This window comes from Pseudomonas sp. MF08875 (assembly GCF_059862525.1).
This window is the reverse complement of sequence record NZ_JCBCUW010000055.1, coordinates 12104-34893: the sequence shown is the minus strand read 5'-3', so window position 1 is coordinate 34893 and position 22790 is coordinate 12104. Positions and strand designations below refer to the sequence as shown.

General features: G+C 63.8%; 15 protein-coding genes. 4 read left to right on the top strand and 11 right to left on the bottom strand.

Going from position 1 to position 22790, the window contains the following annotated elements:
- Positions 1-276: 276 nt before the first annotated feature.
- From AC19YT_RS24285 to puuE, 8 genes are all read right to left on the bottom strand, one after another.
- Positions 277-1062 carry an outer membrane protein OmpK gene (locus AC19YT_RS24285; RefSeq protein WP_500611151.1) on the bottom strand — a complete coding sequence of 262 codons (786 nt, stop codon included), beginning with the start codon at positions 1060-1062 and terminating at the stop codon, positions 277-279.
- 383 nt (positions 1063-1445) lie between these two features.
- Positions 1446-2231, bottom strand: a complete 786-nt coding sequence (locus AC19YT_RS24280; RefSeq protein ID WP_500611150.1) for an outer membrane protein OmpK — start codon at positions 2229-2231, stop codon at positions 1446-1448.
- A gap of 132 nt (positions 2232-2363) precedes the next feature.
- Positions 2364-3722: a nucleobase:cation symporter-2 family protein gene (locus tag AC19YT_RS24275; protein WP_095107427.1), complete on the bottom strand. Its 1359-nt coding sequence runs from the start codon at positions 3720-3722 to the stop codon at positions 2364-2366.
- 142 nt (positions 3723-3864) lie between these two features.
- A complete protein-coding gene (locus tag AC19YT_RS24270) occupies positions 3865-5166 on the bottom strand; it encodes a urate hydroxylase PuuD (protein WP_500611149.1) in 1302 nt (433 codons plus the stop codon).
- 51 nt (positions 5167-5217) lie between these two features.
- A complete protein-coding gene (locus tag AC19YT_RS24265) occupies positions 5218-5721 on the bottom strand; it encodes an ureidoglycolate lyase (RefSeq protein WP_095107429.1) in 504 nt (167 codons plus the stop codon).
- A 120-nt stretch (positions 5722-5841) separates the two neighbouring features.
- Positions 5842-6837 carry an allantoicase gene (alc, locus tag AC19YT_RS24260; RefSeq protein WP_095107430.1) on the bottom strand — a complete coding sequence of 332 codons (996 nt, stop codon included), beginning with the start codon at positions 6835-6837 and terminating at the stop codon, positions 5842-5844.
- 87 nt (positions 6838-6924) lie between these two features.
- Positions 6925-7440, bottom strand: coding sequence for a 2-oxo-4-hydroxy-4-carboxy-5-ureidoimidazoline decarboxylase (gene uraD, locus AC19YT_RS24255; protein WP_500611148.1), 516 nt, complete (start codon positions 7438-7440; stop codon positions 6925-6927).
- Positions 7437-8363, bottom strand: a complete 927-nt coding sequence (puuE, locus tag AC19YT_RS24250; RefSeq protein WP_095107432.1) for an allantoinase PuuE — start codon at positions 8361-8363, stop codon at positions 7437-7439. Before puuE ends, uraD begins: the two co-directional genes overlap by 4 nt.
- Positions 8364-8797: 434 nt before the next feature.
- Here puuE and uraH point away from each other — a divergent pair, with 434 nt between their 5' ends.
- The 3 genes from uraH (at position 8798) to AC19YT_RS24235 (ending at position 18723) form a co-directional block, all read left to right on the top strand.
- Positions 8798-9151, top strand: coding sequence for a hydroxyisourate hydrolase (uraH, locus tag AC19YT_RS24245; RefSeq protein WP_500596993.1), 354 nt, complete (start codon positions 8798-8800; stop codon positions 9149-9151).
- Positions 9152-9335: 184 nt separating this feature from the next.
- Positions 9336-14543 carry a dermonecrotic toxin domain-containing protein gene (locus AC19YT_RS24240; RefSeq protein WP_500611147.1) on the top strand — a complete coding sequence of 1736 codons (5208 nt, stop codon included), beginning with the start codon at positions 9336-9338 and terminating at the stop codon, positions 14541-14543.
- A 91-nt stretch (positions 14544-14634) separates the two neighbouring features.
- Positions 14635-18723: a dermonecrotic toxin domain-containing protein gene (locus AC19YT_RS24235; RefSeq protein ID WP_500611146.1), complete on the top strand. Its 4089-nt coding sequence runs from the start codon at positions 14635-14637 to the stop codon at positions 18721-18723.
- 6 nt (positions 18724-18729) lie between these two features.
- Here AC19YT_RS24235 and AC19YT_RS24230 read toward each other — a convergent pair whose 3' ends face one another.
- The 3 genes from AC19YT_RS24230 to AC19YT_RS24220 all read right to left on the bottom strand — a co-directional run bounded on the left by AC19YT_RS24230 (position 18730) and on the right by AC19YT_RS24220 (position 21545).
- A complete protein-coding gene (locus AC19YT_RS24230; protein ID WP_500611145.1) occupies positions 18730-19356 on the bottom strand; it encodes a LysE family translocator in 627 nt (208 codons plus the stop codon).
- A gap of 78 nt (positions 19357-19434) precedes the next feature.
- The gene (locus AC19YT_RS24225; RefSeq protein ID WP_095107437.1) at positions 19435-20784 is read right to left on the bottom strand and encodes an NCS2 family permease; all 1350 of its coding nucleotides are present in this window, start codon (positions 20782-20784) and stop codon (positions 19435-19437) included.
- Positions 20785-21110: 326 nt separating this feature from the next.
- Positions 21111-21545, bottom strand: coding sequence for a MarR family winged helix-turn-helix transcriptional regulator (locus tag AC19YT_RS24220; protein ID WP_500611144.1), 435 nt, complete (start codon positions 21543-21545; stop codon positions 21111-21113).
- Positions 21546-21628: 83 nt separating this feature from the next.
- Here AC19YT_RS24220 and AC19YT_RS24215 point away from each other — a divergent pair, with 83 nt between their 5' ends.
- Positions 21629-22786 (top strand): aminotransferase-like domain-containing protein, encoded by a 1158-nt coding sequence (locus AC19YT_RS24215; RefSeq protein WP_500611143.1) that lies wholly within the window; start codon positions 21629-21631, stop codon positions 22784-22786.
- The last annotated feature ends 4 nt before the right edge of the window (positions 22787-22790 follow it).

The following is a 22790-nucleotide window of genomic DNA, read 5'->3' as shown; positions in this document are numbered from 1 at the left end:
GAGTCAGCTGCCGGTAATGCGTAGTCATCTGCGCTTGAATCCTTCGGTGTGAGAGCCTGGATTCTACCGGTGGCTGGCTCTCTGCCTCTCGTTTCAAGCGTTGCGCTTATTCTATGAATTCAGGGCCTATATTCGCATGCCAGGGGAGTATGTTTGATGTGCTGCTTGTGCGTTAGTCGGCTGAGCAAAGCGGGAACTTTTAATTTTAGAGGTCACGAGTTTTTGTCGCAGGAGTAGCCAGCGGGCAGGCCCGCTGGCTATAGACGAGAATGTTGTTTAGAAGTGCAACTTCACCAACAAGCTGGCGGTGTTCTGGTCAGTGTCGAAATACTGGCTGTCTTTGATGCCGTACTTGTTCTTCCAGTAGTCGTATTCAATACCCACGTACAACTGCTTCTCGCCGAAGTTGAGCGCTTTGCCCAGGTCGTATTTGATTTGCGGGTTGATGTGCAAGTTGGCGTGGTAGGTGCCCTTGCTGTTCTGGTCGTTGTCCACGACCCAGTCGATAAAACCGTCGATCAGGATGTCGGACTTGCCCACGGGAATGGTGTAGGCCCATACCGGGGTGATCTGCCAGACGTTGTCGCCGGCGCGCGGGCCTTCGGTCTGGCGGTTGTAGAAGTTCAACTGGAAGAAGTCGAAACCGGGGATGGCCAGGTCGAAACCCGGGCCGATCAGGTAGGACTCGTTGTCGCCTTCGCCAAACTCGTAGGTCATGGCCAGCAGCACGTCCTTGATCGGGCCGAACTCGATTTTCTGGTCGAAGATCTTGCCGAACGACAGGCGTGGGCTGAACTCGCCGTAGTAGGTATTGGGGCCCGAGTTACTGTCTTTTTTACCGTTGTAGAAGATCTTGTCGACGAACAGGAAGTTGTCGCCGTACTTCCAACCATCGGCGTGTTCGAAGGTGAAGGTCTGCTGTGTTTCGGGGTTGACTTCGAAGTTTTGCCCATACAGGTACGTCAGGCTGTTGTTCTGCCATTGCAGCAGGTCGCCCGCCATGGCCTGGCCGCCGGCCAGCAGGCCGGCAGCGAGCATCACACTGTTCACGGTACGTTTCATTCGGTTGCTCCCAAAAGTTGGTGGTTCTACGTTGTTCTTCAGTCAGCGCTCTGCTGTGGCGCCTGTTTTCACTGCAGTTAAAAGTTATCCGGTTGGTCAGCTTTGCTGTGCTTTGCAAGCGCTGAGCCAAGGTGAAGCGAAAACCAAACAACGCCCGTCGGCTGTCCGCAAAACAACCGAGTGGGAGTGTTTTTTTGTTGTGTTCGGGACGCCTTTGAATTAACCGGGGCCTGGATAAGTTGGCTGCCCGGTCAGGTTCGGGCGGTACGGCTGGGTCAGCCGTGCCGCGGCGCGGGCGCGGAGAATACTGGCTCCCACGGCCCGGCTCAAGTGCCCTGCAACAGCGCACCGCCAGCAATGTGGGCGCGCTATTGCCGGGCATTTTAGAAATGCACCTTGAGCAGCAGGCTCGCGGTGTTTTGGTTGGTGTCCAGGTTGGCGCTGTCGGCGATGCCGTACTTGTTTTTCCAGTAGCTGTACTCGGCGCCGACATAGACCCGTTTTTCGCCCCAGTTCAAGGCTTTGCCCAGGTCGTATTTGATCTGCGGGTTGATGTGCAGGTTGGCGTGGTAGGTGCCGCGCGCGTTCTGGTCGTTGTCCACCACCCAGTCCAGGTAGCCGTCGATCAGCAGGTTGGAGCGGCCCAGGGGGATGCTGTAGGACCAGGCTGGGGTGATTTGCCACACGCCATCGCCGGGGCGTGGGCCTTCGGTCTGGCGGCGGTAGACGTTGAGGGTGAAGTAGTTGAAACCCGGCACCGCCAGGTCCAAGCCCGGGCCGATCAGGTAGGCCTCGCTTTCGCCTTCGCCGTACTCGTAGGTCATGGCCAGCAGTACGTCCTTGATTGGGCCGAGCTCGAACCTGCGGTCGAAGATCTTACCCATCGACAGGCGCGGGCTGAACTCGCCGTAGAAGGTGTGCGCGCCTTTGTTCCGGTCTTCGGCGCCGTTGTAGAAAATTTTGTCGACGAACAGGAAGTTGTCGCCGTACTTCCATTTGTCGGCGTGCTCGAAGGTCACGGTTTGCTGGATCGCGGGGTTGATGGCGAAGTTCTTGCCATACAGGTAACTCAGGCTGTTGGTCTGCCACAGCAGCAGGTCGCCGGCCATGGCCGGGCCGGCCGCCAGCAGTGCGCCGCCCAACAACAGGCGTGAGGGGGTGAGTTTCATCGGTGTGCTCCCTGATTGTTTTTATTGTTAAAGGCGCAGGCAGACCGCTGACCGCGTGCGATCAAGCGCCGTCATGGGTGTTGCAGGTGGAACCGGTGGCGATGCGGGGCGCGTTTGCCGCGCCCGGGTCGATCAATGGGGGTGGGCGCTGCACTCACTGGCGGCGGCGCGGTGGCTGCCGCCGAGGATGTTGAACAGCAGGTTCAGCGCCAATGCGCTGAGGGTGGCCATGGCGATGCCGCTGTGGGTGATGGGGCTCATCCACAGGGGCAGGTGCGCGAAAAAGTCCGGGCGCACCACGGGGATCAGGCCCATGCCGATGCTCACGGCCACCAGCAACTGGTTGCGGCGGTCGGCGATGTCGGCTTCCTGGAGGATCTTGATGCCCGTGGCGGCGACCATGCCGAACATGGCGATTGCCGCGCCACCCAGCACCGCCGGGGGAATCGACGCCACCAGGAACGCAGCCTTGGGCAGCAGGCTGAGGAGGATGAGAAACAGCCCGGCGACGATGGTCACCGAGCGGCACCGCACCCCAGTCATCTGCACCAGGCCGATGTTCTGGGCGAAGGAGGAATGGGTGAAGGTGTTGAAGAACCCGGCGAAGAACGACGCGCCGGCGTCGCACAGCAGGCCCCGGCGCAGCATGCGCGGGGTGACGTCCTGGCCGGTGATCTTACCCAGGGCCAGGAACATCCCGGTGGATTCGACGAAGATAATCACCACCACCAGGCACATCGACAGGATCGGCGCGAGGTGGAACTGCGGCAGGCCGAAGTGCAGCGGGGTGACGAATTGCAGCCACGGCGCCAGGGCCATGCCGCTCAGGTCGACCATGCCCAGCGCGCCGCACAGTACGTAGCCCAGGGCCATGCCGATGAGCACCGAGATGTTCACCCAGAAACCGTGCATGAAGCGGTGGATCAGCAAAATAGTGCCCAGCACCAGGGCGGCGATGGCCAGGTAGATCGGCGAGCCGAACTCGGCGGCGGCGTTGCCACCCCCGGCCCAGTTCACCGCCACCGGGAACAGCGACAGGCCGATGGAGGTAATGACGGTGCCGGTGACCAGGGGCGGGAAGAAGCGCACCACCTTGGACATGAACGGTGCGATCAGCATGCCGAAGAAGCCGGCAGCGATGGTCGCGCCGAAAATCCCCTGCAAACCGATGCCCGGCATGCCGGCCATGGCCACCATGCTGCCGACGGCGGCGAAACTGGCGCCCATCATCACCGGCATGCGAATGCCCATGGGGCCGATGCCCAGCGACTGCACCACGGTGGCGATGCCCGCCACCAGCAGGTCGGCGTTAATCAGGAAGGCGATTTCTTCGCGGCTCAGGCCCGCAGCCTGGCCGACAATCAACGGCACCGCGATGGCGCCGCCGTACATCAGCAGGACGTGTTGCAAGCCCACCAGGATCAACTGCAACAGCGGCAGACGTTGGATGGCAGGCGCGTCGGCGACGTGCGTGGGGGATAACACGGACATGCAACACCTCGGATCTTTTTTTATTTTTGTAGGGTTTGGCCTGCAGCGGCTGGCGCCTGCCTGTCAGGGGAAGGCAGGCGTGCCAGGGCTAATGGTGGGGGCGGGCCTGCCCCCACAATAAATCACCCTCGCCAGGGGGCGATCAGTTCGTGGGCGCCCCCTGCACAATCCAGGCGCCGATCAGGTCACGCTCCTGCTGGGTCATCTGGGTGATGTTGCCCAGCGGCATGATTTGCGTGGCGACAGCCTGGGCCTGGATGCGCGCAGCCTGTTGCTGGATTTGCTGCGGGGTATCGAACATCACCCCGCCCGGCGCGGCGCTGAACAGTGGGCTGGTGGGCTTGGCCGAATGGCACACGGCGCAGCGTTCCTGGATCACGCTATGCACCTTGCTGAAGTCGCCGCTGCCGGCCTGGGCGTTGGCCGCTTGCGGTTGCTGCGCCGGGGCCGCGGCCGCGGCAGGTTTGGCGCCGCCACCCAGGGCGGTTTCCGGCAGGGGTTGGTACTCGATGGCGGCCGGGGCCTTGGCGGTGTCCGGGGCCAGGGCCACGGGTTTTGGCCCGGTGACGTAGGCCAGGCAGATCATCGCCAGTGCGCCGGCCGGCAGGGTCCAGGCGAACTTATTGCTGTTGTGGCGGGTGTTGAAGTAATGGCGCACCAACACCGCCGCCACCGCGATCCCGGCCAGGATCAGCCAGTTGTACTGGCTGCCGTAGGTGCTGGGGAAGTGGTTGCTAATCATGATGAACAGCACGGGCAGGGTGAAGTAGTTGTTGTGCCGCGAACGCAACAGGCCCTTGGCCGGCAATGCCGGGTCGGGGCTGCGGTTCTCGGCGATGGCGGCCACCAGCGCGCGCTGGGCCGGCATGATGATGCGGAACACGTTGCCGACCATGATGGTGCCGATTACGGCGCCCACGTGCAGGTACGCGCCACGGCCGCTGAACACCTTGCTGAAACCGTAGGCTGCCGCGATCAGCAGCACGAACAGGATCAGGCCGAGCAGGGCAGGGCGCTTGCCCAGGGCCGAGTCGCACAAAAAGGAGTAGACGAACCAGCCGACGAACAGCGAGCCCAGGCCCAGTAGCACGCCTTCGGGGCCGCTCAGGCTGCTGCCCGGGGCCAGGAGGTAGAGCGTGGGGTTGGCGTAGAACACCACGCACAGCAGCGCGACGCCCGACATCCAGGTGAAATAGGCTTCCCATTTGAACCAGTGCAGGTTGTCCGGCATGGTCGGCGGGGCCAGTTTGTATTTTTCCAGGTGGTAGATACCGCCACCGTGGATCGCCCACAGATCGCCCGCCAGGCCATCCTTGGGGTTTACCCGGTTGAGGTTGTTCTCCAGCCAGACGAAGTAGAACGAGGCCCCGATCCAGGCCACGCCCGTAATCATGTGAACCCAGCGCACGCTCAGGTTCAGCCATTCCATCAAATGTGCTTCCACAGTGCTTACCTCTTGCCCGACACCCTCGTCGTGGGGTGTGCGGGCCTTCTCTTATTGGTGGGGGGCAAGGATCAACCGCTCATCCTCTTTGAAAAAATGCTCATCGCAGTTATTGCCTGTGCCACTGCGATCAACCACCAGGAAGTCATCCCGCTTTTCGATCGTCAGCACCGGGTGGTGCCAGACGCCGCGATGGTAATTGATGCCCTGCCTGCCATTGGTGCGGAAGGCGCGGACCAAGCCTGATACAGGTGCATCGCCAACGGGCGCGACCACGATCAGAAAGGGGTTGCCGAGCAGCGGGATGAAAGCCTGGCTGCCCAGCGGATGGCGCTCCAGCATGCACAGGGTCAACGGCATGTCCTGCGCCTCGGCGCGGAAGATGCTGATGATCGCCTTGTCTTCGGGCAGGGCCGTTTCAACCTCGGCCAAGCGGTGGAAGCGCAGGGTCGAACCGTTGTTAATCATGAAGTGAGCACTGCCGTCGGTTTCGATCACGTCACCGAAGGGGGCGAAGGCTTCTTTGCTTAAGGGTTCGATCGTGAGTGTGCGCATGCTGTTCTTCTTATTCAGGGTTCTGTGTTGTTTGCTCTGGTGCTATCGCGAGCAGGCTCGCTCCCCCAACTGGAATTCATTCCCCTGTGGGAGCGAGCCTGCTCGCGATCGGGTTGTCGCTTACTTGGCCACCTTGCCCAGGATGCGCAAGCGGCTCACGCCACCGTCCGGGAAGATGTTGAGGCGGATGTGGGTGATCGGGCCCAGGGCCTTGATCTGCTCGGCGAAGGTGTGTTCGGCGTGCATTTCCAGCTTCTGGCTGGGCAACAGTTCCCGCCAGAACAGCGATTGGGTTTCGATCTGGCTGTCGGTGCCGCCCTTGACGAATGCGCCCTGGATCGAGCAGCTATCAGGGTAGTTGCCCTTGAAGTGCAGGGTGTCGACGACGATTTTTTCCACTTCGCCGGCATGGCCCAGGGCGACGATCACCCAGTCATTGCCCGGCGTGCGGCGGCGTGCGGTTTCCCAGCCGTCGCCCATGTTGATGCCACGGCCCGGGTTGAGCAGGTTGCTGATGCGCCCGAAGTGCTCGTCGGAGCAGGCCAGGGCCCGGCCGCCGTTGAGGGCGCTGGCCAGGTCGAGCTGTTCGTTGTCGCCCACCGCCGACCAATCGCGGAACGGAATGCCGTACACCCGCAGGCGCGCAACGCCGCCGTCGGGGTAGATGTTGAAACGCAGGTGGCTGAACGCCTGCTCGTTGTTGATCTCGTGGTAGTGGTGGCTGTTGCCCTGCAACTCCACCGCCGACAGCACTTCGCTCCACTGGGTGTTTTCGCCCGGCTCGCCGTCGGCCAGGAAGCAGCCTTCCAGGGACGCTGAGGGCGGGAAGTTGCCGGTGAAGAATGAAGTGTCGATGTCCAGGCCTTTGATCTGGCCCGGCACGCCGAGGCGGATCACCGCGCTGTCGTAGCCTTCAAAGCGCTTGCGGCGCGACTCCCAGCCGTCCATCCACTTGCCGTTGTCATCGAAAACGCCCTCCTTCCATACGGCCGGGGTCGGCTGGAACATGCGGTTGGCATCGGCGAACCAGTCATCGGTGACCGAAACGATCTTGGTGCCCAGGCGGGCATCGGCCAGGTTGACGAACTTCTCGAAAGGTACGGCGTAAGCTTTCATTCTTCTTGTCTGCCTTTAATAAAGTGGCTTGGGATGCTTGCAGGGCCCTGGGCGACGGGGCGTTGTGTGCCGCTCGGGCCAGGCTCGCTATAGGGTCAGTAAACGCAGCAGGGCGATTTTGTTGATCTCGCTCAGCGCGCACTGGAACTCGGTGTCTACCGGGTTGTGGATGCGCGTTTCGAACGCCGCGAGGATCTGGTGCCGGTTGCTGCCTTTTACCGCCATGATGAAGGGAAACTTGAACTTGGCTTTGTAGGCCTCGTTCAACTCGGTGAAACGCTGGAACTCATCGCTCGAGCATTGGTGAATACCGGCGCCAGCCTGTTCGCTGGTGCTGGCTTCGGTCAGTTGGCCCTGGATGGCCGCTTTGCCCGCCAGGTCCGGGTGAGCGTTAATCAGCGCCAGTTGCCTGGCGTGGTCGGCGCTCAACAAAATGTCGCTCATGCGCTGGTGCAGGGTTTCGATCTCGTCGATCGAAGGGTCCAGGCCCAGCTCGAAGGCCTTTTCGGCCACCCATGGTGAGTGTTCGTAGATGTCGGCAAAGGCCTCGACGAAGGCCTCGCGGCTCAACGTCGAAGGCTTGAGGGTTTGGAAAGCGGTCATTGCGCGGCCCCTTGGAATGGGTGGACGTCGTGCCAATGGCGGGCGATATCGACGCGGCGGGTGAACCACACCTGCTCGTGGCCCTTGGCGTATTCGATAAAGCGCTTGAGGGCGGCCAGGCGCGCGGGGCGGCCGATCAGGCGGCAGTGCAGGCCGATGGAAAGCATCTTCGGCGCCTCGCTGCCTTCGGCGTAGAGCACGTCGAAAGCGTCCTTGAGGTAGTTGAAAAAGTCGTCGCCGGTATTGAAGCCCTGCACTTGGGTGAAGCGCATGTCATTGGTGTCCAGGGTGTAGGGGATCACCAGGTGCGCCTTGCCGGTGGGGTTGCGGCTTTCCCAGTAGGGCAGGTCGTCGTCGTAGGTGTCGCTGTCGTAGAGGAAGCCGCCTTCTTCCATCACCAGGCGCCGGGTGTTGGGCCCGGTGCGGCCGGTGTACCAGCCCAGCGGGCGTTCGCCGCTGATGTCGGTGAGGATGCGGATGGCTTCGAGCATGTGCTCGCGCTCCTGGGCCTCGTCCATGTATTGGTAGTCGATCCAGCGGTAGCCGTGGCTGCAGATCTCGTGGCCGGCGGCGACCATGGCGCGGATCACGTCCGGGTGGCGCTGGGCAGCCATGGCCACGGCGAACACGGTGAGCGGGATGTCGAATTGCTTGAACAGCGCCAGAACCCGCCACACGCCGGCACGGCTGCCATACTCGTACAGCGACTCCATGCTCATGTTGCGCTCGCCTTGCAGCGGCTGGGCCGAGACCATCTCCGACAGAAAGGCCTCCGACTCCTTGTCACCGTGCAGGATGTTGCGCTCGCCGCCTTCTTCATAGTTAAGGACAAAGGACAGGGCGATACGGGCATTGCCCGGCCAGTGTGGGTGCACGGGGTTGGGGCCGTAGCCGATCAGGTCGCGTGGGTAGTCAGCGCTCACTGCGTGGTTCCTTCTTGTTCGTGGCTAGGTCAGTAGCAAAGGGTGGCGTGGCGGCCTGACGGTGGAGGGGCAGGCTGGCGTCACAGCGATGGGCTGATTGTATACAAGTTTATATTCAATTTGTAAGCCTGTTTTTTCCCCAATTTCATTTTCGGGTTGGCCGGGGAGCACTGCAAGAAACCTGCCTCGTTAGTCAGTTGTTGGACGAAAGGTCTGGGCCGCCTGTGGCGGGGGGCTGTCTCCCGGTGACGGCAGCCCTGGGTTGAAGCGTGGAAAAAAATCTGGATCTATTGTGTACAATTTTTGTTGAAAGTGTCTTAATCAGCTCCGCGCCGCACCTTTTCACGATCTGAAACGGTGCGGCCTCCACATTTCACTGACTCCGGGAGGCGCGAGGCCTGGCGGTACACACCGCACAAGGGCCCGCAGAATCAATGGGACGTTTGACTACTCACGTATTGGATGCCGCACACGGTTGCCCTGGCAGCTCGATCAAGGTCGAGCTGTATCGGGTCGAGGGTTCGCAGCTGGAATTGGTCGCCAGCACGCTGACCAACGCCGATGGCCGTTGCGACGCGCCGCTGCTGCAAGGCGAGGACTACCGCACGGGCGTTTACCAACTGCAATTCCATGCCGGCGATTACTACCGCGCCCGTGGTGTGGCACTGCCCGAGCCGGCGTTTCTGGATGTGGTGGTGCTGCGTTTTGGCATCAGCGCCGAGCAGGAGCACTACCACGTGCCGCTGCTGATTTCGCCCTATAGCTATTCGACCTACCGAGGTAGCTAAACCCCAAGCTAGCCATCTCACTTAAAGAAGCTTTCGCGCATCGAGCTTCTCTGGTCTTTCGCCCGCTCACACTGCGGGCTTTTTTTCGCCCGGGATTTACCGTGGCCCAGGCGTTAACTATCTAGGGCACGGCGCGCTGCGTGGGGTTTTAGGCTCGGGTTTTGACTGCGCGAAGAGGCCCGACATGACCCCACCGACCACGCCTTTGGCCGAGCCCGGCGACCACCTGCCGTGGCTTGAGCACGACGGGTTTCAGGCGCGCGTGCGCGATTGCCTGACCCGCCGCCTCGAAGAGGCCGCCCACCCCAGCCGCTTTATCAACGACCTGCACGCCGCGCACCTGCGCTGCAGCGAAGCGGCCCGTGCCCTGCGGCGCCTGATCGAGCGGGCGCCGCGTATCGCAACGTGGGTGGGCGAGGCGGTGCAACAGCACTTGGGCCTGGCTCCCGAGACGGTGTTGTTTCTGGAACCCGATGCCCCTGACGCCCCCCGGTTATCGGCAAGCGCCTTAGAGTGGGCGTTGCGCCTGATGCGCCAGCCTCCCGGGGACGAGACTGCGCCCGAAGGCACCCGCGCCCGCCTCCTGGCGCTGGATTTACGCACGCAGGTGCAGGCGGCCACCGACCAGTATTGGGCGCAACTGGCGGACGGCGCCCGGCATTCGCGCACGGCGCAATGGCGGGCGTTGTACCGCAGCCTGTTGGCGGACAAGGCGTTTATCGCCCACCAGTTGTACGAGTTGTCCGAGACCGGGTTCGACCTGGTCCAGCGTTTGCTCGACGCCCCCACGCCCGAGGATCGCGCCCTGGCCGGCGGGCCCTGGGCCCAGGTGCAGGTGCGCGAGTTGGTATGGGCTGGGGAGGGCCAGGCCCGGGTGGCCATTGGCGGTGCGCTGCATATCGCCTATGCCCCCGGCGCCGAGCACAGCCAGCAAGTGGTGTACGTGCCAGGGCTGACGCGCGAGTTCCATGAGTTTGCCTCCCTGGCCGAGCTGGAGTTCAAGCTGCCCGCGTTGCTCAATGGCCACGATCAGGCCCGGCTGTGGCAGCGCCTGCCCCTGCGTTGGCGTACTGACCTGCTTGATGCTCGCTTCCGCCAGCCGATGCCGTTCAGCTTTACCCCGGTGGCCTTGATTGCTGGCGACGCCGTGGGCGACAGCGCCAGTAGCCTGCTGCACCTGCAAAGGGACAACGAACTGGCCTGTGCCCTGGGCATCGACCTGGCCTGGCTGAGCATCCGCGGCGACACGCCCCCGGAGCAGGGATTGGCCCCGCTGATCGCCCACGTAGAGGCCGACCGCAGCGCAGGCGTGGGTTGTCCGAACCTGCGTCGGGCCTTGGAGCGCCTCCTGGGCTGGGACGAGCAACGCCGCGCGCCGGAGATCAGCTTCGATGCCCTGGCCGCGAGCCTGGCGGTGCGCACCCGCGAGCACGCGGTGCGGCGCTACGAAAACGGCCTGCTGGGCCTGCTGGACAGCGCTGACCCGGCGGCCGAGACCGAAGCCTTCAGTCAGTGGGTGGTCTTGCAGGAGCACTGGCAGGCGCGAGTGACGCAATTGCATGACTACATCGAGCAACAGGTCGCGCGCTTCGATCAGCGCCCGTTCTGGAATGAAAAGGCCAAGGCCGGGCATAGCCACGCGGTGCTGCACCTGGTGCTGCAACGCCAGGCCCTGCGAGATGAAATGCGGCTGCAACAGCGCCTGAACCTGATCGACAGCGCAGCGTTGGACCTGCTGAGCGAAGTGCTCGATGAGTCGTTCGCCACCCGCCGTCCGGCCAGTGATACCCGCGCCCTGCACATCAGCGTCGGCCAACCGTTGTGCCAACTTACCGGCGCCTTCGTGGTGACCACCGCCCAGGCACTGGCGGACCACAGCGTGGGGCAACCGGTGCTGTTGTATGTGGGGGGCGGGCAGGGTGGCCTCACCCCATTCGCCTCGCTGGCGCAACTGAGCAGCGCCCTCGACGCCAGCCTCAACAGCCCCGACGGCTCGGTGCTGTGGGATTGCATCGGCCGCCATGAACGCGCCGGCGTGCGGGTGCAGGTCGCGGCGTTGGGCGCTGGGCGAAAACTGGAGGTGGCTTATGGGGTGATCGAGGAACAGGTGCTGGGCTATAGCTTCAAAGGGTTGGTGAAGGGCTTTTTCAAGACTCTCAAGTGGCTCGACGAGGGTGGCCAGCCCTTCAGTGAAGTCAGCGACGCCAGCTTGGCGTTGGGGTTGTTGCGCCGCGAACTGGCCGAGCGCTTGGCGGCGCCGAGCAGCGCCGCGCGGGATGTGGCGCTGGTCAACGTGCGCCTGCTGCGGCTCGCCGCCGAGCACCGCAAGACCCTGGCACCGTGGTTTGCAGGCGCCGACGCCGCGACGCGCCGGCGCTACCGGCATCTGTTGCAGCACTACCTGGCCAACGCCCAGGCACTGGAACATGAACTGCTGGAGCGTCTACCGGGTTTCGATACCTATGCCCGCGCGGCCTTGCTCGCGCGCCTGACCCGGGACGGGCTCTACCCCGGCCTGGATATCGACCAGCCTCTATTCGACATGCCTGACGATGTCAGCCGCCCCTGGCAATCCCACCCACAAAGCCCCGCCGGGGACTCGGGGCCGGTGGAGCGGGTCAGCCAGGAGCGCACCACCTACAGCCTGTTGCAACTGGCCGTGCATAACCTGGACCCTGCCGCGCCCTGGACCCTATGGCGCCTCAACCACACGGTGTACCTGGACCCGGCCTGGAAAACCCGGCTCTCGCCTGCGTACTTGATCGACACCCTGTCGGACCTGAACCTGAGCGGGCGCTATGAACGCCTCATCGAGCAGGCCTTCTACGGCGATGGCACGGCAGCCGCGGGCGAGCCGCTGGTTAAGGCGCTGCTGCAGCGGGTCTTGAAGCAGCGCGCCCAGGTGGAGTTGTACAGCGCCCGGGAACAAGGCCTCTCGGCCAACGCTCAGAGCCTGTTCACCACTGCCCTGGCGGCGCGCACCGCGGCGGACCTGGAGCGCAACGGCCATCGCCTGCAATTGGCGTTTATCCACCTGGCCGGCGCCACGTCGCAAAAGGCGCGACATGTGGCGGAGGTGCTACTGATTCACGACCAGGTGTCATCCGTGTGGGTGCTCTATTGGCCGGGGGTTCAAGGCCATCCGGCCATCACCGCCCACGCCAGTGAGCAAGAGGCCTTGCAGGCACTGATGCAACGCTGTGCCGCGCCGCCCTATGTCACGGAGTTGGCCCAGCGGGTGGCCGCCGGTTGGGAGGCGCAGGCCATCGAGAGTTATCCGGGGACGGTCCGCACGGTCGCCCCGCCCTTGGCCTGGGACCAGGAACTGGAGCAACTGCGGCGGCTGCTTTTTCCCAATCATTTGGACAGGATGTGGATGGTGGCCAAGTCCACATCGCTGTGGTTAAACGATGTGAATGTGTTCCCGGTGGTCACCCTGCAAGACATCGAAAACGAGATCGCCAAGCAGCGGGCCAACGCCCCCGGCCAGTGGCTGGGCGTCACACCGACCAGCGGCCATGACGTGCTGCAGGTGTTGGCCCACGCCCAGGTGCTCAAGCGCCAGCGGCGCGTGCGCGCAAGTGGTAACTCGGGCCAAGCGCTGGATGAGTACCGCGAGTGGCGTCTGGACGAGCAATCGGCGGCGCGGGTGCGTGGGCTACTGGGCCTGGTGCCGATACTCGGATCGCTAGTGCAGGTTTACGAATTGCTGCTGGCGATCCGCCGGCTGTATCACAGCGGCAATGCCCACGATGGCGTGGACGTGGTCTACCTGGCGCTCATGGTGGCCGTCGACCTGGCGCTGATCCTCTATCCACCGGCCAAGGCCGGTACAGCGGCCAAATTGCGCCCAGCGCCCGCCCTAAGCCTGCTGCGCAAACGCCAGGCGTTGCACAACCAGGGCCATTCCAGCCTGGCGGTGCCGACGCGGGCCAAGCCCCTGCCAGGACTGCAACGCTATCAAAAGTCCCTCGACGCCGAGGGCGCCATCGTCCTGCGCGGCCCTTTCGACAAGGGCACCCAGGTCAAGCATGGCCAGCAGTTTCTGGTCGATGGCGACGCCCGTTACCCGGTCTACCGGCGCAAGGGCGAGCCCTTTGTGCGCTTGAGAAAAACCGACGCCAGCAGCGCTGATGAACTGATTCTGTACCTCGACGAACCCGGTGAACGGCTGCTGGGTGCCGATGCCCCCGAACCTCAACCTGGGTCCAGCCGCGCCGCGACGCGCCAGGCTACCCCCGGTTGGCGGCCCTGGGACAGCCCCACCACCGGCACCGAATGGCGCATGCCCGCGCAGCCGCCAGTGTTGCGTGTGTGGTTGCAGCCGCCCCTGGCATCGACCCATTGGCACGCCTGGGGGTTGACCCTGGCCGACAACCCGCCCCACGAAGTCCTGCCGGCGCGCCAGTTGTTCCGGGTGATGGGGCGTCGGCCCTATGACGCAGTGAAGATCGGCGAGTACTACTATGAAGTGCTGCCCAACGGCTCGAAAATCCCCGAAAAAACCCTTTTCCTCAGGCGAACCGAAACCACAAGCGGCAATGCCATCAATGATTTGAGTCGCTGGCTGGGGCGCGACACCGCTCAGCAAGCCATTCCCATGACCTTTGAAAGCAATGGCCAGTGGCAGGCCCGTACGCCGTTGTTCACCAGCACCATCAGCGACTCGGTGCGGGGGGCGTTCCCCGGGATAACCCGGCTCAGTGGCCGGTTTGCCGCCGAGCGCCTCATCGAACAAGCGGACTACGGGCGCCTGAGCACCGCCACGCGCCTGCTCAACCTTCGCGACACCCTCGACCGCTGGCAGGCGTCCATGGTCGCAGGCACGGCCCAAACCGACGACCTGCTGCGCCTGCTCAGGCCCACCGACCGCCAGTCGAGAACCGGTATCTACATGGGCGCGGCGACGGACGGCCCGGGTTTTCATCGCCTGGATTTCGACCTGCCGCTGCCGTTGCCTAGTGCACAGGAGATGCAGTTGCCGCGCTCGCAGGCAAGGTCCATGGCGGCCCAGGACGCCGTCAGGACCATCCTGCAACGCCAAGGCTTCGTGGTGCGGGACGTGTTCAAGGGCTACTCATCGACGCTGGTCAATTTTGTCTGCACCCACCCGGCGTCCAACAATCTCTATTTCATACTCACTCGCTGGGTCGACCGGGGCTGGGTTGACCTGACCTCCCGCAACGAGTTTTTCCAGCTTTCCAATGGGTGGTTCGAGCTGCAGTTTCGCTCCCGGCGTAGATCCATCGACGATGTGTGGGGCCCGGTGAAAGAGGCGATGGAGCAACAGCGCCTGGTCAGGCTTCTGGGTGGCATCCATGGCGGCCCGGACCCGAGCTACGCCACGGTGTACTTCGTGAAAATGGGCAGCACCGATTATCGGCCGCTGTGACGGGCGGACCCTGGCGATATCTATGTAAAGACCTTTGGCGAAGCGGCGTCGGCATGCTGAACGGACTCAACCTCGTTTAGGGATTTTGAACATGACGACACCTTCCGTTTTGCCGGCCGCCCCCATCAAGGTTTCTGCCCTGCGCAGTGCCTCGACCCAGGTGCGCCTGTTGGACACGTTGACGCGCCTGGATGGCGAGTTACGCACGCTGCTGGCGGGGCAGCCGAGCTTCGACAGCATGGCGCAAGAGGCCTGGGCGATGACCTTTTCGCGGGCGCCATTAATGAGCCAGTGTTTTGTCTGGCGCGAACTCAAAGAGTTGGGCGACAGCGTGAACGAACTGCGCGAGGTCATGCAGGCGCCCCGGGTGACGGACGAGTTGCATGAGCGCATGCGCCTGGGGCGACCGCAGACCTACGCGGCGACCGCGACCCAACTGCTCGATACCCAGGGCGAGGCCATCGCGGATCTGGACATGGCGGCGTTCGAGAACTTCATCAACCGCCTTGGCGGCGATGCCGCGGGCCACTATCGCCAGGCCCTGGACCGCTACTGGAGCGCACCGCGGGCACCGTCCTCGGCGCAGACCCGCCAGGCGCGGCTGCTGGAGATCCGCCGCGAACAGTTACAGGCTGAAGTCGACCTGCTGTATGCCGATGAAACCCTGGCGGCGCCCAACAAAAGCCTGGCCGAGCAGGTGCTGATGTACCCCTCGGCGGCTGTGCGCAAGGCCTTGCCGGTGTCGTTGCGCCCCGCACTCTATGAGGTGGCATTGCAGGTAGGGGAGCGGCGTATGCCTGTGGCGGGTGCCTTTATCATCACCGAGCGCGATGGCAATGCGGTCAAGGACATCAGCGGTGTGTATTCCATCGCGCAAACAACGGTCGCCAGCGACTTGGCGCCGGAAGCGGACACCGGCGCGGCGCTGCTCTACAGCCCAGGCCGGGGCCTGGAGGAGTTTGACTCCCTCAAGGCCCTGGACGAGGCCCTCAAGCGGCGCTGGCAGGCCGCGAGCGAGTTCGAGTTCGTCTTCCAGTCGCTGGCCCGCGCCGACGTTGCGCGGGTGCAAGCGTTGGCCGCGCCGGCATTGCGCTACCGCGAGCTGGCAGAAGATGTGTTCGAGCAAACCTGGCAAACCCTGCGCGCCACCCAACTCGCTAACCTGAGTCACGCCCTGGAGCAGGCCCATAGCGACCCGGACGCGGACTGGGAGCAAGCCCTCACCCAAGCCGTTGCCATGGAACACACCTTGCAAGGCCGCGATGTGCTGGCGGCCCGCGAGCAAAAACGCCTGGCCAAGGGCCTGGCGGGTTGGCTCAAGGGGGCTTCGGCCGAGGACCGCGACCAGTGGCTGAACGCGGTGGCCGACTACCGCGAGCAGGTACAGGGCACGGAGCTGCAGGGCTTGCCTTCCCTCGCCCAATTCGGCGACCGCGCGTTGCTCCTGGCCTATGCCCGGCAGGAAGTGATGCCCTATGTGCAACTGCATTACGGGGTGCAGATCGACCCGGACAAGGTGCTGATTACCACCACCAAGGCCTACCAGACCGGGCCGCTGATCCCGCCCGGCGCCTCGGCCTACAGCACGGCCATGAGCCTGGACCGCACCGGGCCGACCCTGACCCTGGTGCACAACACCCGCAGCCTGACGGCCCTGCTGCTGGAGAATGTGGGCGCGCTGGACATCGACTACGCCTTGACTGCGCGCATTTCTGGCGACGCCAAGGGGTTGTCTAGCGCCGAGGTGAAAGACATCGTGCGGGCGCTGAACATCGGCCAATCCTACGAGCGCTTTCTGCGTGAACGCCTGCTCCATGGCCCCCAGGCCCAAGCGGACCAGGAGCGCTTCGCGGCGCTGATGGCCGCGCAACTGCGGGTGGACCTGTTGGAGGCGAAAATCAGCGGGGTGTTCGCCCATGACCGCCAGGCCCGAGGGTTCGGTTGGGTCAACAGCGTGCTGGAGCACCCGGTGGACGATGACCGGCGCCTTGCGGTCGAGGGCCATCGCATCCAGGTCCAGCAGTTGCTGGTGCAGGGCGCGACCTTGCTTGACGTCCTGGTGTTCGCCCCGACGGCGGTGCAGTCGGTGCCGTCGCTGGTCATCTATACGCCTCAGGCACCGGGCGGCGTGCGTTTTCGTGAATACGAAAGCCGTGCGGCCCTGGTCGCCGGGTTGTTGTCTGACAGCCACCTGCGGGACTACTTCGTCAGCCGTGCGGCGCTGACCGCCCGCCCCGAGGTGGCGCGCCTGTTACAACGAGGCGTGCGGGGCACGGAGTTGGCCTTGCAACCGATCAAGGGGGATTTTCTGCACCAGGCCTACGCGGCGCAGGTGGAGCGCCTGCTCGCCGATGTCGACGCCCAGAGCACCACCACCGGGGAAAGCGACCGCGATACCAGCCTGGATGTACTGGAAGCCGTGTTGGACGTGGTGTCGTCTGCATTGCCGCTGAAAATCCTCGCGCCGCTGGCGCTGGGCCGCAGCCTGTTGGCGGTGTGGAATGGCATCGACGCTTTGCGCCGCGAACAGTACGAGGAGGCCCAGGGCCAGTTCTTACGGGTCATCACCCACTTTGCCGATCTTGCGTCCGATGCCGCCCAACCGCCCACCGGCCGGGTCCGCCGCCCGACCGTCCTGAACCCGCAGTTCGCAGTGGGCAAGAAGCCCGAACCCCTGACCCTGCGCAGCGATGGTGTCTACGAAAACCTGCCCGCCCAGGGTGGTTTCGCCCGTTACTTCATCGAAGACGCGGGGCGTTGGTTCCAGCTCCAGCGCGATGACCTGACCTGGCGCCTGGTGGATATGCGCCGCCCCGGTGCCTATTACAAACGGCCCGTGGCCCGCCAGGCCGACGGCACCTGGCGCTACGCCGATGCGCCGGGGCTCAAGGGCGGTGGTAAAAGCTTTATCGCCCCCACGCGGTTACAGGTGGCCTTTCCGCGGTTTTCCTTGAAAGAGGCGCGGGTCTACCTCGATCAGTTCCGCTTTCCCGAGGCCCGCCAGCGCCGCATGGAGTTGGACCTGGCCGAGGACCTGATCCGTACCCGCGGCACCCTGCCGGATTGGGCCAAGCCGTACTTTCATGGGCATGTCAGCCAACCCCAGCCCTCCACCAGTGCCGGCCCCTCCAAACGCCCGGCCTTGCCAGCGGTGGTGACGCCGCCCAAGCGGCCACGGCCCGACACGGGGCAAGATTGGACCACTTGGGGGCAGGTGCTGGAGGGGCGTGACCTGAACCGGGTCAGCGACTTGGAAACGGCTATGCCGGTGTATCGGGTGGTGAGCAAGGATGGTATTTACCCGGCGATCGAAATTGATGGCAGCTACTACGAAATCCTTCCCGACGGCCCCAGCCCCAGGGCCGGTAGCGTGTTTCTCAAGCCGCCGTCCTGGGCCGGCGACGACCTGCAAGGCGTGTGGCAAAAAGTGGCGCTCGACCCCAGCGACCAACCGCGCCTGGTGACTTTCAAGGCCGGTGTCGGTTGGAAGGTGGCGCTGCCGCTGTTCCACAAGCCTTTGCACAGGTTCATCGATGACCTGTACCCCAACTTGACCACCCAGTCCCTCTGGGTATTGGCCGAACGGCTGTTTCAGATGGCAGACGCCGAGTCTGTCGGGGAATTGACCGCCACGCGCCTGCTCAACACCTCCTACATCCTGCATGCCTGGCGGGCGAAGACAGCCGCGCCGGTGGCGAGCATGAGCGATCCGTTGACCTTGTTGGCCGAAGCGCGGCTGCTTTCGGGGCGCACGCACTCCATCAGCTCCGAAAGCCGCCTCGACACTTTTCGTCGGCTGAACTTCCGTCTCGACGAGGAGGACATCAAAGCACAGGGCTACCTGCCGATGGGCGATATTGGCTTTACCGACCGGATTTTGAGCCGCAATGGCTATCAGCTGCAGGCCGGGGTCACCGACTTGAACATGATGATGTTCACCCGCCCAGGGTCGCAGACGGTGTACCTAATGTTGTTCCGCGACATCATCGGCCGGGGCCTGTACGTACCTATCGTGGGGCGCTGGGTCGAGGCATTCGTCGAAAAATGCCGCAACCCGGACGCCGTACAAAGGCTGCGCACGGCTCAGAGCGAGGGCCGCGTGGCCAAGTTCATGGTTGGTGTGCAAACCGTGGAAGAGCCGGTCTTCTTTGTGGTGCGTGTCGACGACAGCCTGTCCTGACGTGGCCTAGCGGCTGAGCAGCGAGGCCGCCCCGGCCCCGCTGAACAGCCCGGCGCTGACGCGGTTGAACCAACTCTGGCCCTTGCCGCTGCGCAGGTAACGCGCAGCGCCATGGGCCCCCAGGCCATAGGCCAGCTTGCACAGCAGGTCGAGCACGGTCCAGGTGGCGATCATCACCTGCAACTGCGGCAAAAAGGCTTGTTCGGCGCTGAGAAACTGCGGCAAAAATGCCGCAAAAAACAGGATGTCCTTGGGGTTGCTGGCCCCCAGCACAAAGGCGCGGCCAAACAGGCTGCGAAAACGCGGGGCGATGGCGGCTTGGGGCACCTGGGCCGCCCGGGCCGGTTGCCGCGACTGCTGCCAGCTCTGCCAGGCGAGGTAGAACAGGTACAGCGCGCCAACGATTTTCAGGGCGCTGAACAGCTGCTCCGAGGCCAGCAACAGTGCGCCCAGGCCCAGGGCCGAAGCGCTCAACAGGCAGATCGACGCCACCACACCCCCGAGAAACGCCGGGTACGAACGCAGCAAACCGTAGTTCAGGCTGTTGCCGATCATCAGCAACGACAGCGGGCCGGGGATGAGAATCACCACCAACGCCGCGCCACTGAACAACAACCAGGTTTCCAGACTCATAGCATTACTCCAGCTTTTAGTTGTGAGCGGCAAGCGGCAAGTTAAGAGCTTGCGGCGTGCCGCTGCCTTTTCCCGTTTTTAAAGAAAGACGAATTTGGCGATGAAGATTGCGCACAGCACCCACAGGCTCACCGAGATTTCCTTGTGTTTTCCGGTGCCGGCCTTGAGTGCCACGTAGGTGATAAAACCCAGGGCGATGCCGTCGGCCACCGAGAAGGTCAGGGGCATCATGATTGCCGTGACGATGGCCGGGATGGCGTCGGTGGCTTCGTCCCATTCGATATGGGCCATGCCGCCCATCATCAGCATCGCCACGTAGATCAGTGCGCCGGCAGTGGCGTAGGCGGGGATCATCCCGGCCAGTGGGGCGAAAAACATCGCCGCAATGAACAGCACGCCCACGGTGACGGCCGTGAGCCCGGTGCGCCCCCCGGCGGCCACGCCGGCGGCACTTTCCACGTAACTGGTCACCGGCGGCACGCCGACCACCGCGCCGAACACGCTGGAGGCGCTGTCGGCCTTCATGGCGCGCGAGAGGTTTTCGATGCGCCCTTGCGCGTTCACCAGCCCGGCCCGTTGCGCCACGCCCATCAGGGTGCCGGCGGTGTCGAACATGTGCACAAAAAGGAACGCCAATACCACGCTAATCATGCTGATATTGAATACACCGGCCACGTCCATGGCCATCCAGGTCGGCGCCAGGCTCGGCGGCGCCGACAGGATGCCGCTGTACTGCACCAGGCCCAGGCCCCAACCCGCCAGGGTCACGGTGATGATGCTGATAAGGATGGCGCCGAACACCCGGTGGTAACTGAGGATGGCGATCATCAAAAAGCACACCGCCGCCAGCAGCGGGCCGGGTTCGCGCAGGGAGCCGAGCTTTATCAGGGTGGCCGGGCTATCGACGACGATGCCGGCGGTTTTCAGGCCGATCAGCCCCAAGAACAGCCCCACGCCGGCGCCCATGGCATAGCGCAGGCTGACCGGAATGCTGTTGAGCAGCCATTCGCGGATGCGTGAAAAGGTCAGGAACATGAACAGCACGCCGGAGACGAACACCGCGCCCAGGGCCGTTTCCCAGTGGTAGCCCATGGTGCCGACCACGGTGTAGGTGAAAAACGCGTTCAGCCCCATGCCCGGCGCCAGGCCGACCGGCCAGTTGGCGTACAGGCCCATCAACAGGCAACCGAGGGCGGCGGCGATGCACGTGGCGACGAAGGCCGCACCGTGGTCGATGCCGGCGTCGGCCATGATGTTGGGGTTGACGAAAATGATGTAGGCCATGGTGATGAACGTGGTCAGCCCGGCGATCAGTTCGGTTTTCACCGTGGTGCCATGGGCGTTCAACTTGAACAGGCGTTCCAGCCAGCCCTGGCGTAGCGGCGGCGAAAGATCCAGCGTCGGGGATTGGGGTTTGCGGCTATCCACAGCGAGTACTCCTCAAGCGTTTTATTGTTATTTCCAGAGCCGGGCACGCACGGGTGGGCAGCGGCTCTTTGAGGTGAGCATGGCTGGCGGGTTTTATTGACTTGTTGGTCAGGAACTCGCACGAAGCGAATTATGCTTTTGTATACAAATAAAGCAATTAATGTTTTAGATTGTGTATCCGAAAAATGACGAAAGGCCAACCCTCTGTAGCAAGCGGGCTTGCCCGCGCTCGGCCGCGTAGTGGCCGTAAACGCGCTCGGCTTGAAAGGGATTGGGGCTGCTGCGCACCCCAGCGCGGGCAAGCCCGCGTGCTGCACGGCGCCGGTTCAGGGGCGTTCGGCGAGGGCTTTGTTCACCGTCAACCAGCCACCCACCGCCGCTTCGCCGGCCTGGGCGAACACCCGCTCCAGCAGTTTCACTTGTTCACGGCGCAGGGCCTGCTCGAAACGGGCGCCGTCCTCGGTCAACTCCAGCAGGCGTTTGCGCTTGTCGGCCTGGCTGGCGACGCTGCTGACCAGGTGCATTTCCTGCAATTGGCGCAACGGCATGTTCAGCGCCTGCTTGCTCACCCCCAGCAGGGCCAGCAGTTGGGTGACGCTCAGGTGGGGGTGCAGGGCGATGAAAAACACGATGCGCTGATGTACCCGGCTCAGGCCCCGGCGTTCGAGCATTTCGTCGGCCTTGGCGGTAAACGCCTGGTAGCCGAAGAAAAACGCCTGCATGGCGGCTTGTTGCGAGGCGCAGTGTTTAAGGTCAAGCATATTGACGTATCCGTGGCGGGCGGCGTAATTTCGGTCAAGCAGTTTGACGTATTTTTCTCCGCCTTCGCTACCGGTGACTCTCCATGGCTTTCTCTGAACGTGTGTCGCGCCTTAAAGGTTCCTTGATCCGTGAAATCCTCGCTGCGGCCCAGCGCCCGGAGGTGATGTCCTTCGCCGGTGGGTTGCCGGCCGAAGCCATGCTGCCCCAGGTGCAATGGCAGGACATGCCGCGCAGTATCGGCCAATACGGCATGAGCGAAGGCGAGCCGGCCCTGCGCGAAATCCTCGCCGCCCAGGCGCGGGCGCTGGGGGTGCCGTGCGAGGCGAGCCAGGTGCTGGTGGTCAGTGGTTCGCAGCAAACCCTGGACCTGGCCGCCAAGCTGTACATCGACAAGGGCACCGAAATCCTCCTGGAAGCGCCGACCTACTTGGCGGCGTTGCAGATTTTCCAGCTGTTCGGCGCCGACTGCCTGACCGTGCCCCAGCAGGCCGACGGCCCGGACCTGGCCTGCCTGCGCGAACGGCTGGAGCGCCATCGCCCGGCCTTCATCTACCTGATCCCGACCTTCCAGAACCCCTCGGCGGTGCGTTACAGCGAAGCCAAGCGCGATGGCGTGGCGGCGTTGCTCGATGAGTTTGGCGTGACCCTGATCGAGGACGAGCCGTACCGCGAACTGACCTTCGACGGTGGCCAGGCCACGCCCATTGTCAGCCGCTTGAAAAATGCCAGTTGGATCTATACCGGCACAGTGTCCAAGACCCTGCTGCCTGGGCTGCGGGTGGGTTACCTGATCGCCAGCCCGGACCTGTTCCCCTATCTGCTCAAACTCAAGCAGAGCGCTGACCTGCACACCAACCGCGTCGGCCAGTGGCAGGCGCTGCAATGGTTGGGCAGCGAGAAGTACACCGAACACTTGAGTGAGCTACGCAGCTTTTACCGTGTGCGCCGCGATGCCTTCCAGCAGGCGTTGGAGCGCCACTTCGCCGACCTGGCTGACTGGCAGGTACCGCAGGGGGGGCTGTTTTTCTGGTTGACCCTCAAGCAACCGCTGGACACGCGCACCTTGCTTGCGGCGGCGCTGGCGGCGGACGTGGCGTTCATGCCGGGCGAGCCGTTCTTCCCGCAGCCGGAGGAAAACCTGGGGCACCTGCGGCTGAACTTCAGCCACATCGCCCCTGAGCGCCTGGACGAGGGCCTCAAGCGTTTGGCGGCGGTGGTGCGCCAGGGGTTGTTGCAGTAGCAAG

Bases quoted from the DNA above. Each gene is read 5' to 3' on its own strand.
- uraH (WP_500596993.1), top strand. From the start codon at position 8,798: ATGGGACGTTTGACTACTCACGTATTGGATGCCGCACACGGTTGCCCT.
- AC19YT_RS24235 (WP_500611146.1), top strand. From the start codon at position 14,635: ATGACGACACCTTCCGTTTTGCCGGCCGCCCCCATCAAGGTTTCTGCC.
- alc (WP_095107430.1), bottom strand. From the start codon at position 6,837: ATGAAAGCTTACGCCGTACCTTTCGAGAAGTTCGTCAACCTGGCCGAT.
- AC19YT_RS24280 (WP_500611150.1), bottom strand. From the start codon at position 2,231: ATGAAACTCACCCCCTCACGCCTGTTGTTGGGCGGCGCACTGCTGGCG.
- AC19YT_RS24285 (WP_500611151.1), bottom strand. From the start codon at position 1,062: ATGAAACGTACCGTGAACAGTGTGATGCTCGCTGCCGGCCTGCTGGCC.
- AC19YT_RS24230 (WP_500611145.1), bottom strand. From the start codon at position 19,356: ATGAGTCTGGAAACCTGGTTGTTGTTCAGTGGCGCGGCGTTGGTGGTG.
- AC19YT_RS24275 (WP_095107427.1), bottom strand. From the start codon at position 3,722: ATGTCCGTGTTATCCCCCACGCACGTCGCCGACGCGCCTGCCATCCAA.
- AC19YT_RS24265 (WP_095107429.1), bottom strand. From the start codon at position 5,721: ATGCGCACACTCACGATCGAACCCTTAAGCAAAGAAGCCTTCGCCCCC.
- AC19YT_RS24240 (WP_500611147.1), top strand. From the start codon at position 9,336: ATGACCCCACCGACCACGCCTTTGGCCGAGCCCGGCGACCACCTGCCG.
- uraD (WP_500611148.1), bottom strand. From the start codon at position 7,440: ATGACCGCTTTCCAAACCCTCAAGCCTTCGACGTTGAGCCGCGAGGCC.
- AC19YT_RS24220 (WP_500611144.1), bottom strand. From the start codon at position 21,545: ATGCTTGACCTTAAACACTGCGCCTCGCAACAAGCCGCCATGCAGGCG.
- AC19YT_RS24215 (WP_500611143.1), top strand. From the start codon at position 21,629: ATGGCTTTCTCTGAACGTGTGTCGCGCCTTAAAGGTTCCTTGATCCGT.